Here is a 13,220-nt window from a genome sequence, read left to right as displayed (position 1 = left end):
GAGTCTCCTTAATTTTTAATGGGATTTACCCCGAAAAAAAGGCGGATGCAGGTGAACCTACGCAACAACCGCCACTATATTCAACTTGCTAGTCGAGTAGTCAAATATTTACCTGGGCGGAGTTCGACTTCAACATAAGCAGTTGCACTCGCCCATTTTTTTACGTCACTTTATAGTGTGCATTGATCGAACGGCAGCGGCCTAATGTGGAAAAAAAAGTAATGTGCCGCCCATTACTGCGCACATAATGAAAAAAGCGACCACGGTATAACCCATGACACGCCCCATCCCCACACCGGCAATTGCCAGCAGCGGAATGACCCACATAGGCTGAATCATGTCGGCGGCGCTCTCGCCGAGTGCGACTGCAATTGCCACCGCACCCTGCGCAACATGCAGATGCTCTGCAGCCGCTACCACAAACGGCGCCTGGACCACCCAGTGACCACCCGCGCTCGGTATAAACATACTAATGATCACGGACGATACAAAACTCCAAAATGGCAGCGTTTGCGTCGTTGAAAAACTAATGAACCATTGGGCGATGACGTCCGCCAATCCGGTGGCCGACATGATCCCCATAATTCCGCCGTAAATTGGGAACTGCAGCAAAATCGGTCCTGTCACTCGCGCCGCATTATTTACGGCACGTACATAAGCCTTTGGCGTCCAATGCATCAACAACCCAAGCAACAGAAATATGAGAACCAACATGTTCAAATCCATCGCAAATGCACCCTCTGATATTTTCAGCCCGATGTATGCCAGTCCAAGCCCTACCAGCGCAAGATTAAGTATCCAGGCATGGTCAAGCATTCCGGCGATGGTGTGCGATACGCTTTCTTCCGGGATCACGGCATCTTCAGCCTTAAGACGAGCCGGGTCTGCTGCAATCGTCTCCGCATCGCTTGGCATCATCGCGCAAAATACAAGAGGAAGAATGATCGCCAGAATAATCAAAGGTAGGTAATTCAACGGAGAAAATAAAAACTCCTTCATCGGAAGCACGTTTCCAGTGATTTTTTCTATCACGTTGAGAGGCGAACCCTTGCTGGCACTCACCAGCGCGATCGAGCTCGAAATGCCACATACATAGAATGACCAGCCAGCATACGCGGCGGCTACCAACCAGGCAAAATCTACACGCATACGTTTTGCTATTTCCCGCGCAAATAGCGCCGAGACAACCAGGCCAACAGCCCAATTCAAAAGGCCGGCCGTCATTGAAACCAGGAATGTCAGGGTCATCGCCCCTTGTTTTGTAGTCGGGATCTGTGCAATTGTTTTAAGAAGACTTGCAACCGGTTTGGAGGTGGACAGGGCGTGACCGGTGACCAGTGTCAGTGCAACAAGAAAGGCAAAGCTAGCGATTTTGAAGACACCGTCGACCCAGCTTGTCAATACTTGGGGAACTGAGGCGTGCGGCGCTAAAAAATAAGCCAAAGCGCACGTGAGCATTGTCAACAAAATGGCAATGACAAACGGATCAGGCATGATCCGCTCGACAATCATTACGCAAAGTCTTGCAAACCGCTGCAGTGCGGCGCTAAGAAATCCATCACCGTCTCGCCTCGACGGGTTGTCCGAAATTGTTTTTTCCACCACCTGTCTCCTTAATATTTATAAATGGACATTTTTACTCAAACTTGACGAACCTGTTTGAGCTAGTAACCGATAGTTCGCTTCTAACGAGCAAATTAAAATCAGCCACTCGGCGTATTTATACCGAGTAATAACTGACTGGTCAACTATATCTTTTGAAAGTCGTTTGTAGAAAAAATTTAGAAATGCTATCAAGGGTGTATGGCGCATCTAGTCTGAGATTTAAGCTATTTCCAATAACGGATTTACCAATTTTTCTTATTTAGTTGACCAGTCAGTTATAAACTATTATGATTCCTGAAGAAATATTTGATGTTCGAATCGCTAGGTATTGCGTGGGCACCTTACTAGGGTGAATGAATAGAACCTAGTCTTGAAAATCGAAGAGCGATTCGACGTCTTCAACGCAGAAAAAAAATGCGGAGTCCTTGATCGGATTTGATTACGAAAATCATGCCTACATTTTGCGCTTAACCGTTCATCCAATCGCTCACCTCAGCATCTCCAACCGGAATCACAAATGGCTAAAAATACAGTCGCATCTGCCCCTCGCGATAAAGGAAAACGCGCCGAACTCATTCGTATTGGGGTCGAGATCTTTACGGAAAAAGGTTTTCACAATACACCGCTCGATGAAGTCGTTAAAGCTGCTGGCGTTCCGAAAGGGTCGTTTTATTACTACTTCGAAAACAAAGAAACCTACACGCTTGCAGTGATCGATGGGTATGCCGATTATTTTGCGCACAAACTTGATCGCATATTGATGGACACTTCAATTCAACCTTTAGACCGTATCAAGGCTTTTACATTAGATGCTACAGCAGGAATGGCGCGATTTAACTTCAGGCGAGGTTGCCTGATCGGAAATTTGGGTCAGGAGTTGGCCGCATTGGACGATAAATTTCGCCTCGCTCTCCTTAGCGTACTGACGGATTGGCGTCAACGTATTCAAGCCTGTCTTGACGAGGCAAAAGCAGCAGGTCATCTAAGGGCTGATGCCAACAGTGAGGCACTTGCGCGCTATTTCTGGATCGTTTGGGAGGGAGCTGTGCTTTGCTCGAAACTTGAGAAATCCAGCGCACCTCTAGACGATGCAAGCAATGCTTTCATTGAATACCTAAAGCATTTACAACCGAGTGAATCCCATAACGGAACGAGTTGAAGCAGACGCGATAGCCTGACTGAAGCCAAAATGCATCGAGAGACGTTTTTGATGCATTTGGCTAACAATACTAAATATCAACGCAACGGCAAATGCCGGAAATGGAAGACAACCTAGCCCATCGAGAATCAAAAAAGTGATAGAGCACCGATCTTTGTGCCCGTAACAAAAAGTCGCACCCGTGCTTTACATCTCGCCAGTTGCACAAATACAACATACGTTCCCCATTCTTCATCATCAAAAATTGCTCCAACGATAATGTCGCTTTCAATTCCCTGTGAAAATTTCCACGACTCAATGAGATCCTGATTACGCCTAATCAATAGTAGAAACCCATCCGATTATCAAAGGCGTGGTGTTTAGATAAGGTAAAACGCAGCACTGCTATATCTGAAGTGGTAAATCTCCAAACGCGGCATCAAACACGTATTCACCGGACGTCCATTAATGCGGGGACTATTTATCCTACAAGCGAAACGCCACCTCCAAGCAGGGCGACGATTTCAGATAAGGATGACTTTTCACGAGATTGGCCGTACAGCAAACTGCCTGACAAAATATAGCAAAGTCGCGGAAGTTTTGCCTGAAGACTAATGAGGGACAGGTTGCGAAGATGCGCAAGGAAGATGCGTCTTTATCTTTTCTATTCGTAATACCCTGAGAATTTGAATGTACTGGCTGTGTGACAAAAAAACGAAGATGATTCGCTGACTGTTTCTTTGCCCCATTCCATTCTACAATAGGAATACGCGCCGTCATTTTGCATGTTGCTGTGACTTATTGGGGTGCCTTAGATCAAGAATTCTGCCAGGCTTAAAAGAAGGCAGAATTACACTATTAACTTTTGAACTAATGGATTAATACAGCACAAATAGCAGCATAGTTAATGCATCAACGACGAGGAGGATAAAGATCGCGGCCAACCTCATTAATTTGCTGACGCAAGGCGCGTCGCTCATCAGGTGACAAACGCCCACGCGGAACTGGCTGACCCGAATCTCTGTTGGCACGTTCGTTTTGCCATTCCTGATTGCGATTGCTGTCGTGTTGCGGTTCGTACTGGCGGGAAGAGCGTTGTGGCGACGGCTCTTCACGCTCACGATCTGACCGCGCAGTTGCCCCCGCCATTGCAGCAAGCAACAACAAACAAAGACTCATTTTTCGGAACATCATATTCATAACGTTTTCTTCTGTGAATGCAGGATAACGGTTAAGATTTACCCGCCACAGCTTAAGTGTAAGCCCCCTCACTTTTTGTCATAAGAGGTATTTGGTAAAGTTTGTAACACTTTGTAATCCACGCCCTTCCTGTATATTTTTAATGTGCACTGACGTTACCATACGACTATGAATACTCACAACACCCCTACCCAAACAGCTAACGCCCACCAGTATAAAATTCTTGTGGTCGATGATGACATCCGCCTACGAGATTTATTGCGCCGCTATTTGACCGAGCAAGGCTTTCAGGTGGTCACGGCAGAGAATGCACAGGCAATGAATAAATTGTGGATACGTGAGCGCTACGATCTGTTGGTGCTTGATCTCATGCTACCGGGCGAAGATGGACTCGCGATTTGTCGCCGGCTGCGTGGTGCTGGAGACCAGACGCCGATCATTATGCTGACGGCAAAAGGGGAAGACGTAGATCGGATTGTAGGCCTTGAAATGGGCGCGGACGATTACTTGCCAAAGCCTTTTAATCCCCGCGAGCTGGTGGCCCGCATTGGTGCGGTGTTGCGACGCAAAGGCCCGGATGAATTGCCTGGCGCACCATCAGAGACGCCACAATCGTTTGAATTTGGTGAATTTGTTCTTGATCTGGGAACACGTTCCCTCAAGAAAAGCGGCGAATCTGTGCCACTTACAACGGGTGAATTTTCTGTCCTTAAGGTTTTTGCGCGCCATGCGCGTCAGCCATTGTCGCGTGAAAAATTAATGGAGTTAGCGCGCGGCCGTGAATACGAAGTATTTGATCGAAGTCTTGATGTGCAGATTTCGCGACTACGCAAATTAATTGAGCCTGATCCCGCTAATCCGCTATACATCCAAACTGTGTGGGGACTTGGCTACGTCTTTATTCCAGAAGGTCAACCGCGCTGAATGACCAATTCATGAGCACGCTATGACCACACCACAACGCTTGGCGTGGCTAAAAAGCGGCCTTCTCTGGCGCACCTTCTTTTTAATGGCATTCCTCATCACCATCAGTATGGTGGTGTGGGTTGCCAGTTTTCGCATTGTAGAACGTGGTCCCCGAGCACAGCAATTAGCGGCCCAAATCATTTCGGTCGTTACTATCACGCGGGCGGCTCTCACGCACTCCGCACCGGATTTGCGCCGCGAGCTGCTATTTGATCTCGCCAGCAATGAAGGCATACGCATCTATCCACTCGAAGAAAACGACAAGATTGAGCCACCGCCAGATAGTGCCGTGATGCCAGAACTGGAAGCCGAAGTACGAGCACGCCTCGGCAACGATACAAAATTTTCTGCCAGCGTCAATGATATCGGTGGTTTTTGGGTCAGCTTCACTATTGATGAGGATCAATACTGGCTGATGCTGGATCGTGATCGCGTTGAACGCAGCTCCGGTTTTCAGTGGTTTCAATGGGCGACCGCTGCCATGCTGTTGTCGCTATTGGGTGCGATGTTTGTCTCGGCATTGATCAATCAACCGCTGGCACGCCTTACCGCCGCCACGCGCGCGGTCGCCAAGGGTGAACAACCCGACCGTTTGCCAGAAACTGGTCCTACAGAAATCGAAGAAGCGAATCGTAGCTTTAATCAAATGGTTGATGATTTGCAGCGCGTCGATGCCGATCGGGCCATCATTTTGGCCGGTATCTCGCATGATTTACGAACGCCAATCTCGCGTATGTTACTGGAAGTTGAAATGGCGCATTTATCAGATGAAGCGCGAATCGGCATGCAATCGGATCTGGCACAGATGGACGGCATTATTGGTCAATTTCTGGATTATGCTAAACCAACTGACGTCAGTAGTTTTACCATTATTGACATGACCAATTTTCTCCATGACGTGGAGCAAAATGCCGCGCGTCATACCGATATCGAAATCCATTCCAGGGTTTCCGAGAATCTTTATATTCAGGGAAACGAAACTGAAATACGTCGGGTCTTTACCAACCTGATTGAAAATGCGCGTCGTTATGGAAAGTCCAACGGAACTGACATAGCGGTGATCGATGTCACTGCCATGCTTCAGCATGACAAAGTACTGATCGATATTTCGGATCGCGGCCCCGGCGTTCCCGAGGCTGAAATGGAACGACTACTCAGACCATTTACACGTCTCGATACCGCACGCGGCCAAGCCAATGGATCGGGATTAGGGTTAGCAATCGTGAATCGCGTTATCAAACGTCACGACGGCAAATTGCACCTATACAATCGAAGCGGTGGCGGTTTGTCGGTACAAATCATCCTTCCATTCGTCAAAAACGGCGGCAAATAGCGTTTTCGAAAAAATGTCAGGACTCTTTTTTTGCCAACAACGATAGTCACAAACGGAATAAAAGAACCACCGCCTCGGCAGCAATTCCCTCTTCTCTCCCCAGATAACCTAGCCGTTCGTTGGTTTTTGCTTTCACATTTACCTGACCCGCGGTAATACCACAGTCCTCGGCAATTCTTTCTACCATGAGTGGAATATGCGGTGCCATTTTGGGTGCCTGAGCGATCACGGTGCAATCAATATTACCGACCCCAAACCCAGAAATACTGACGCGTCGTATCGCTTCTCGCAATAATTTTCGTGAATCAGCACCGGCAAACTCCGCATCAGTATCTGGAAAATGGCGGCCGATATCGCCAAGTCCTGATGCACCAAATAATGCATCAATTATGGCGTGCAGCAACACATCAGCATCCGAATGCCCTAGCAAACCCAACCGATGCGGAATGGTGACACCACCAATAATCAATAACCGATCAGCGACAAGCGCATGGCAATCGTAGCCCTGTCCGATACGAAACCCTGGTTGACTGCTCATATTTTCTCCCTCAAAAAAATTTCTGCTAATGCAATATCGTGTGGCAACGTCACTTTAAAATTACGAGGACTGCCCTTCACTAACTTTGGCTGCAATCCAAGCATCTCAATCGCACTTGCATCGTCGGTGATGTGCAGCCCTTTCTTAAACGCGTTATCCAATGCACGATGCAACAAGCTATACCGAAACATCTGAGGCGTTTGGGCCGCCCACAATCCTGTGCGCGACACCGTTTCTGTGACCCGTGTCGTCAGCAGCTCTCGATCTTCTGCACCAACGTGACGGCCTTCATCACTGCGCTTCAGCGTGTCGACAACCGGCAAAGCCAGCAATCCGCCAACGTCATCATCGCGCAAGGCCGCAATCAATTGATCAATCAATGTCACCGTTAAACCCGGTCGCGCTGCATCGTGCACCAACACCCAATCGTCATCCGCTACATCGTCACCCATTACATTAAGTCCATTAAGGACCGATAGATGTCGACTTTCTCCGCCGTAATAAAGCAGCGTCACGCGCTCCTGCAAATGTGGCGCAGCAGCCAACAGGTCGGCGATATAGCCGTCCTCCGCACTGACCACCACGAATGTATGCGTAATCGCCGCACAGGCAACAAAGGTGTCCAGCACATGTCGTAACATGGCTTTGCCCGCCAGCGGCAAGTATTGCTTAGGATAATCGGCACCCAAGCGCGCGCCTATACCAGCTGCAGGAATCAAAGCGAAATTACGTGACGAATGCATGCGATTGAATATGGTGAAATTAAAAAAAAGAACATTTGGTCAAGGGTTGCGCAGGTCTCTCATCGACACATCACTTCCAGCGCGACATCTTTTAAAAGATCGTGTGCTTCTCTACAAGCTAACCGCAGTCGTGGTCAATCCACGCAGATTTATGAAGTTATTGTCGATTAGAAAGTTTCCGAACACAGCGCATAAATACCGCCTAACCCTGAGACGACCGCGCTGGCATCCCACATAATAAGGCTGACGAATAGACAATGGCGCCGTAGTTTATAATGTTGCACTGAATTTTAACTGTCAATACAGGTTAATTGTGGCTTTTTTGGCCTTCTCCAGTCGCCGCGTCGCTGAAGCCGATTATTATTATCCTTCACTCTCGCTGGGCTGGTATGGTCAAAGTCATGTCAAGAACGACACGACACTCTTCAGCTGGGTTGGAGGATGGGCAGCACATGCGCTCCGACCATGACCGCGTATTTTGTTCTTAAATAGGTTCCCACATCAAAACCAAAAGCCAGATGTACTTTGATCTAGATAAATCGCTGCCCAAACCGGGCGCTCGTTTCATGCTGCCAGCCGTCCATGGCTCAGCGGATGCTTACGCGTTGGCCCACGCTGCGATAACGCTGAAATCCCGGCAACAAATGTTGACAGTGATTGTCGCCAACGCCACCGACGCGCAACGACTCCTTTCCGAGATTCCATGGTTTGCCGAGCAGCATCAGAAGGAAACCGACGCTAAAAGCGGCACTAAGAGTGAAAACAGCGACACTGCGCCTAAGTTTCAAAATCGCAGCAGTTTGCGTTGCCATCTGCTGCCGGATTGGGAGACGCTTCCCTACGATGCCTTCTCACCGCATCAGGATCTGGTGTCGGAGCGCCTCGCCACGTTGTATGAAATTCAAAATGGGCATTGCGACGTATTGATCGTCCCGGCGACCACCGCTTTAGTGCGCATGGCACCGCCCTCGTTTCTGGCTGCTTACACTTTCTTTTTTAAGCAGGGCGAGATACTGGATGAAGCGCGCCTGAAATCGCAATTGACATTGGCAGGTTACAGTCACGTCACGCAAGTGATCTCACCCGGCGAATATTCTGTCCGCGGCGGATTGATCGACATTTTTCCGATGGGTTCAGTTCTCCCCTACCGCATCGATTTGTTCGGCGACACCATTGAGACTATTCGTACTTTTGATGCCGATACGCAACGTTCCTTATATCCGGTCAAAGAAATACGTTTACTCCCAGGACGTGAGTTTCCCATGGATGAAACTGCGCGTACTGCCTTTCGCAGTCGGTGGCGTGAAGTATTTGAGGGTGACCCATCCCGTTCAGCCATTTATAAAGACATCGGCAACGGTATCGCTTCCGCCGGTATCGAATATTATTTGCCGCTATTTTTTGATGGGACTGCGACATTATTTGAATATCTGCCAGAGAACACAACCTTCGCTTTGGTCGGCGATATTAATGACGCGATCATGCGCTTCTGGACCGATACGCAATCGCGTTACAGGTTTTTAAAATCTGATCGAGAACGACCTTTACTTGCGCCAGAAACGATTTTTCTCAGTGACGAAGATTTCTTCAAATTGGTAAAACCGCATGGACGGTGGATTATTCAACAGGATGACGGATTAGCCAACGATAGCAATACTGAATCAGCGACTACGGAATTACCCGCAACAGTATCCTCTTCACCAACGTTATCTGCTGCTATACCAAATATAGCAGTCAACCGGCGGATTGAAGACCCCCTTACCAATTTGCGTGGCTATCTTTTGCAAACAGGCAAACGGGTGTTGATCTGCGCTGAGTCAAATGGCCGACGCGAGACGCTTCAGCAATATTTCACCGAATACAATCTACCGCTGCAACTATCCGAGAGTTACACCGATTTTGTCACCTCGTCGTCGAAGTTGATGCTGGGCGTGGCCCCGCTACACGTCGGGTTCGAACTCAACGATTTCGCCTTCATCACCGAAACCGAACTATACGCAGGCTCCGGGCGGCGTATCGGCAAGAAAAAACAGGAAGGCGCAACGCAGGTCGAATCGATGGTCCGCGATTTGTCGGAACTCAAGATCGGCGATCCGGTAGTCCACATTAATCATGGGATCGGCCGTTACATGGGACTGGTCAGCATGGATCTTGGTGAAGGTGAAACTGAGTTCCTGCATCTCGAATATGCCAAAGATACCAAGCTTTACGTGCCAGTATCGCAGCTCCACGTGATCTCACGCTATTCCGGTGCATCTCCCGAAGATGCGCCTTTGCACGCGCTCGGCTCCGGTCAATGGGAAAAAGCCAAACGCAAAGCCGCACAACAAGTGCGCGATACTGCTGCCGAATTACTGAATTTGTATGCGCGTCGTGCATTACGTCAAGGTCATACCTTCGAATACTCGGCCCATGACTACGCCACCTTTGCCGAAAGTTTTGGTTTTGAAGAGACGGTTGATCAAGCCGCTGCAATTAATGCGGTGATCGGTGATATGACCAGTGGAAAGCCAATGGATCGCTTGATTTGCGGTGACGTAGGATTCGGCAAAACAGAAGTCGCCTTGCGCGCAACGTTTGTCGCCGTGCTCGGCGGCAAACAGGTAGCCATTTTGGCGCCGACCACTTTGCTGGCGGAGCAGCATGCACAAACCTTTGCAGACCGATTTGCGGACTGGCCGGTTAAGATTGCAGAGCTATCGCGCTTCCGTTCAGGAAAAGAAATCACGCAAGCGATGAAAGGCATGGCCGACGGTACTATCGACATCGTCATCGGTACGCATAAGCTGTTATCGGACGACGTTAAATTTGCGCGTTTGGGATTGGTCATTATCGATGAAGAGCATCGCTTTGGTGTTCGTCAAAAAGAAGTACTGAAATCGTTACGAGCCGAAGTCGATGTCCTGACGCTGACAGCAACTCCGATTCCACGTACCCTTGGCATGGCACTCGAAGGACTACGTGACTTTTCGATTATCGCAACCGCACCGCAAAAGCGTCTGGCAATCAAAACATTTGTGCGCAGTGAAGATGAATCTACCATTCGTGAGGCCTGCTTGCGTGAGCTCAAACGCGGCGGTCAAGTCTACTTTTTACACAATGAAGTCGACACCATCCTGAATCGTAAGGCAATGCTGGAAGTCCTGTTGCCAGAAGCTTGCATTGCAGTCGCGCATGGACAGATGCACGAGCGCGATCTCGAAAAAGTGATGCGTGATTTCGTTGCACAGCGCTTTAACATCTTGTTATGCACCACCATCATTGAAACCGGCATTGACGTTCCCACGGCAAATACCATCATCATGCATCGCGCTGACAAATTCGGCCTGGCGCAACTACATCAGTTACGCGGTCGGGTCGGACGTTCGCATCATCAGGCTTACGCCTATTTGTTGGTAAACGACGTACAAGGACTGACCAAGCTTGCCCAACGTCGCCTCGACGCCATCCAGCAAATGGAAGAACTCGGTAGCGGTTTTTATCTAGCAATGCATGATCTGGAAATCCGAGGTGCCGGAGAAGTGCTAGGCGACAATCAATCTGGCGAAATGCACGAAATCGGCTTTCAACTTTATTCCGACATGCTCAACGAGGCTGTACGGTCACTCAAAAATGGCAAAGAGCCAGATTTGGCCGCACCACTCTCGACCATGACCGAAATAAATCTGCACGTTCCTGCATTGTTGCCTAGCGACTATTGCGGCGATGTCCACGAGCGTTTGTCGCTATACAAGCGTTTGGCGAATTGCAATGTGCAGGATAAGATTGACGATCTTCAGGAAGAATTGATTGATCGTTTTGGCAAATTGCCAGATCCGGCGAAAGCCCTGATCGAAACGCATAGACTCCGTGTGGCGGCCAAGCCGGTTGGTATCGTTAAAATTGATGCCCATTCAGAAGCGGCATTACTACAGTTCGCCCCGAATCCACCCATCGATGCCATGCGGATTATCGAATTGATCCAAAAGAATCGCCACATCAAACTCAATGGTCAGGACAAATTACGTATTACTATCCCCATGCCGGATTTGGCTGCACGCGTGAATCAGGTGAAGGCAACGATCCGGGCGCTCATTGGCTAATAACTTTTTTCAATTTGATTTAACTGTATCCAAAGTCCTTGAGGTTTTTAGGCCACTTGAGACTTTTATAATACTAAAGTTGAATCAATATCAAGTCAGGCTAATTAAAGTAATAAATCGACCACATTATTCAGTCGAATCAAGATTTCAACCAATATTATAAATACGGTTGAGATGTGTAGATGGATAAACGGATCAACGGATCAATTAGCAGGTATTAAAAAACACGTATTAAAAAATACTTAACAAAGCATTACGAAAGAATGACGACATGAATTTAATCCTGCAAGGCCTGAGCCAAGACCGCGCCGCCGCGACCCACATCGCCAATCTTGCAAGTGGCCGGCTCATAGACCTTTCAGCAACGACTTGGCGCTGTGAGGGTATCGCGATGTCGGATGCGCTGAAGGCTGAAATTGATAGTGCTTGTCACATAGCCAAGCTTGACTACGCGTTCATGACGCCAGAGCGTCAGTTATCCGATTTCAAATTACTTGCTATGGATATGGATTCGACGCTGATCACTATAGAATGCATCGATGAAATTGCCGACATGCAAGGTCTAAAACCACAAGTTGCGGCCATTACCGAGGCTGCCATGCGTGGGGAACTGGAGTTCAACGAAAGCCTGATTCGTCGTGTGGCCTTGCTAAAAGGATTGGATGCATGTGCCCTCGAACGGGTTTATGACGAGCGCCTTCAGCTGTCAATGGGCGCTGAAAAAATGCTAACAGCGATAAAAGCTGCCGGCATCAAAACACTACTGGTTTCAGGCGGATTTACCTTTTTTACTGCTCGCATTAAAAAACGTCTTGGCCTCGACTATACACACGCCAACGAATTAGAAATCGTCGATGGAAAACTCACCGGAAAAGTTATCGGTGAAATCGTCAATGCTGATGTAAAACAACGTACCGTAGAACGTATTTGTACCGAGCTGGGGATTCTGCCAGCGGCGGCAATCGTCATGGGCGATGGCGCAAATGACTTAAAAATGATGCGCGTCGCTGGCCTGTCCGTGGCGTTCCGCGCCAAACCCGTAGTACGCGCTCAAGCAAGTGTGGCCTTGAATTTTGTTGGTTTAGACGGCATCTTGCCACTATTGACCTAATAATCGCGCTGATCCGTAACTAAAAACGGAGAATCTGGTCTCATCGTCTAGTGGCTCGACTTACGCACACTATCATTTTGAAACAATTCAATGCAAGGATCGCTACGATGACACAAGAATTAGTATTCGATAACAAACTGAACTCTTTGAAAAATCTCGCGTGGTGGCTCTATCTATTCCACGGCGCTTGTCTGGTATTTTCTCTTGGACTATTTTCGTTTATTCCGCTCATTATTAACTATATGAAGCGAGAAGATGCCGCAGATACGTTCATCTACAGCCATCACAACTGGCAAATTCGTTCGTTTTGGTGGTATCTGGTCTGGGTTGCGGTTGGCGGCGTCTTATTTTTCACGATTGTCGGTATTCCACTGGCATTTCTCGTGTGGGGTGTCGCCTGGCTATGGAAAGCGTATCGTTTGATCAAGGGCCTACTCGACTTGAATGACAACAAGACTATGCCGATTTAAGACCCGCTTTAGCGCCCATGTCAGCATGGGCGCT

The 13,220-nt window shown here is 48.5% G+C and carries 10 protein-coding genes; 6 read left to right on the top strand and 4 right to left on the bottom strand.

Features of this window, described 5'->3' with window-relative positions; translation table 11 throughout:
- Positions 1-201: 201 nt before the first annotated feature.
- Positions 202-1,602 (bottom strand): TIGR00366 family protein, encoded by a 1,401-nt coding sequence (locus ACXX82_RS20790; protein ID WP_458563624.1) that lies wholly within the window; start codon positions 1,600-1,602, stop codon positions 202-204.
- A gap of 520 nt (positions 1,603-2,122) precedes the next feature.
- Here ACXX82_RS20790 and acuR point away from each other — a divergent pair.
- Complete coding sequence (gene acuR / locus ACXX82_RS20785; protein ID WP_322238033.1) at positions 2,123-2,764, top strand: acrylate utilization transcriptional regulator AcuR; 642 nt, start codon at positions 2,123-2,125, stop codon at positions 2,762-2,764.
- An 891-nt stretch (positions 2,765-3,655) separates the two neighbouring features.
- On the opposite strand, the gene ACXX82_RS20780 is transcribed toward acuR, so the two are convergent.
- On the bottom strand, positions 3,656-3,943 hold the full coding sequence (locus ACXX82_RS20780; RefSeq protein ID WP_322238031.1) for a hypothetical protein: 288 nt from the start codon (positions 3,941-3,943) through the stop codon (positions 3,656-3,658).
- A 168-nt stretch (positions 3,944-4,111) separates the two neighbouring features.
- On the opposite strand from ACXX82_RS20780, the gene ompR reads away from it, so the two are divergent.
- Positions 4,112-4,867, top strand: coding sequence for an osmolarity response regulator transcription factor OmpR (ompR, locus tag ACXX82_RS20775; protein WP_205321144.1), 756 nt, complete (start codon positions 4,112-4,114; stop codon positions 4,865-4,867).
- A 22-nt stretch (positions 4,868-4,889) separates the two neighbouring features.
- Positions 4,890-6,242, top strand: a complete 1,353-nt coding sequence (locus ACXX82_RS20770; protein WP_322238029.1) for an ATP-binding protein — start codon at positions 4,890-4,892, stop codon at positions 6,240-6,242.
- Positions 6,243-6,288: 46 nt separating this feature from the next.
- Here ACXX82_RS20770 and ispF read toward each other — a convergent pair whose 3' ends face one another.
- Both ispF and ispD read right to left on the bottom strand, forming a co-directional pair.
- Positions 6,289-6,780 (bottom strand): 2-C-methyl-D-erythritol 2,4-cyclodiphosphate synthase, encoded by a 492-nt coding sequence (gene ispF, locus ACXX82_RS20765; protein WP_323506333.1) that lies wholly within the window; start codon positions 6,778-6,780, stop codon positions 6,289-6,291.
- Positions 6,777-7,523 carry a 2-C-methyl-D-erythritol 4-phosphate cytidylyltransferase gene (ispD, locus tag ACXX82_RS20760; RefSeq protein ID WP_458563623.1) on the bottom strand — a complete coding sequence of 249 codons (747 nt, stop codon included), beginning with the start codon at positions 7,521-7,523 and terminating at the stop codon, positions 6,777-6,779. The genes ispF and ispD overlap by 4 nt, the downstream gene beginning before the upstream one ends.
- 518 nt (positions 7,524-8,041) lie before the next feature.
- On the opposite strand from ispD, the gene mfd reads away from it, so the two are divergent.
- The 3 genes from mfd (at position 8,042) to ACXX82_RS20745 (ending at position 13,186) form a co-directional block, all read left to right on the top strand.
- Positions 8,042-11,605, top strand: coding sequence for a transcription-repair coupling factor (mfd, locus tag ACXX82_RS20755; RefSeq protein ID WP_458563622.1), 3,564 nt, complete (start codon positions 8,042-8,044; stop codon positions 11,603-11,605).
- Positions 11,606-11,876: 271 nt separating this feature from the next.
- A complete protein-coding gene (gene serB / locus ACXX82_RS20750; RefSeq protein WP_323506335.1) occupies positions 11,877-12,716 on the top strand; it encodes a phosphoserine phosphatase SerB in 840 nt (279 codons plus the stop codon).
- A gap of 107 nt (positions 12,717-12,823) precedes the next feature.
- Complete coding sequence (locus ACXX82_RS20745; RefSeq protein ID WP_322238019.1) at positions 12,824-13,186, top strand: DUF4870 family protein; 363 nt, start codon at positions 12,824-12,826, stop codon at positions 13,184-13,186.
- Positions 13,187-13,220: the final 34 nt, after the last annotated feature.

Source organism: Glaciimonas sp. GNP009 (genome assembly GCF_054343755.1).
The sequence above is the reverse complement of the archived record's forward strand: the minus strand, read 5'-3'. Positions and strand labels throughout refer to the sequence as shown.

Bases quoted from the DNA above. Each gene is read 5' to 3' on its own strand.
- acuR (WP_322238033.1), top strand. From the start codon at position 2,123: ATGGCTAAAAATACAGTCGCATCTGCCCCTCGCGATAAAGGAAAACGC.
- ACXX82_RS20780 (WP_322238031.1), bottom strand. From the start codon at position 3,943: ATGAATATGATGTTCCGAAAAATGAGTCTTTGTTTGTTGTTGCTTGCT.
- ompR (WP_205321144.1), top strand. From the start codon at position 4,112: ATGAATACTCACAACACCCCTACCCAAACAGCTAACGCCCACCAGTAT.
- ACXX82_RS20770 (WP_322238029.1), top strand. From the start codon at position 4,890: ATGACCACACCACAACGCTTGGCGTGGCTAAAAAGCGGCCTTCTCTGG.
- ispF (WP_323506333.1), bottom strand. From the start codon at position 6,780: ATGAGCAGTCAACCAGGGTTTCGTATCGGACAGGGCTACGATTGCCAT.
- ispD (WP_458563623.1), bottom strand. From the start codon at position 7,523: ATGCATTCGTCACGTAATTTCGCTTTGATTCCTGCAGCTGGTATAGGC.
- mfd (WP_458563622.1), top strand. From the start codon at position 8,042: ATGTACTTTGATCTAGATAAATCGCTGCCCAAACCGGGCGCTCGTTTC.
- serB (WP_323506335.1), top strand. From the start codon at position 11,877: ATGAATTTAATCCTGCAAGGCCTGAGCCAAGACCGCGCCGCCGCGACC.
- ACXX82_RS20745 (WP_322238019.1), top strand. From the start codon at position 12,824: ATGACACAAGAATTAGTATTCGATAACAAACTGAACTCTTTGAAAAAT.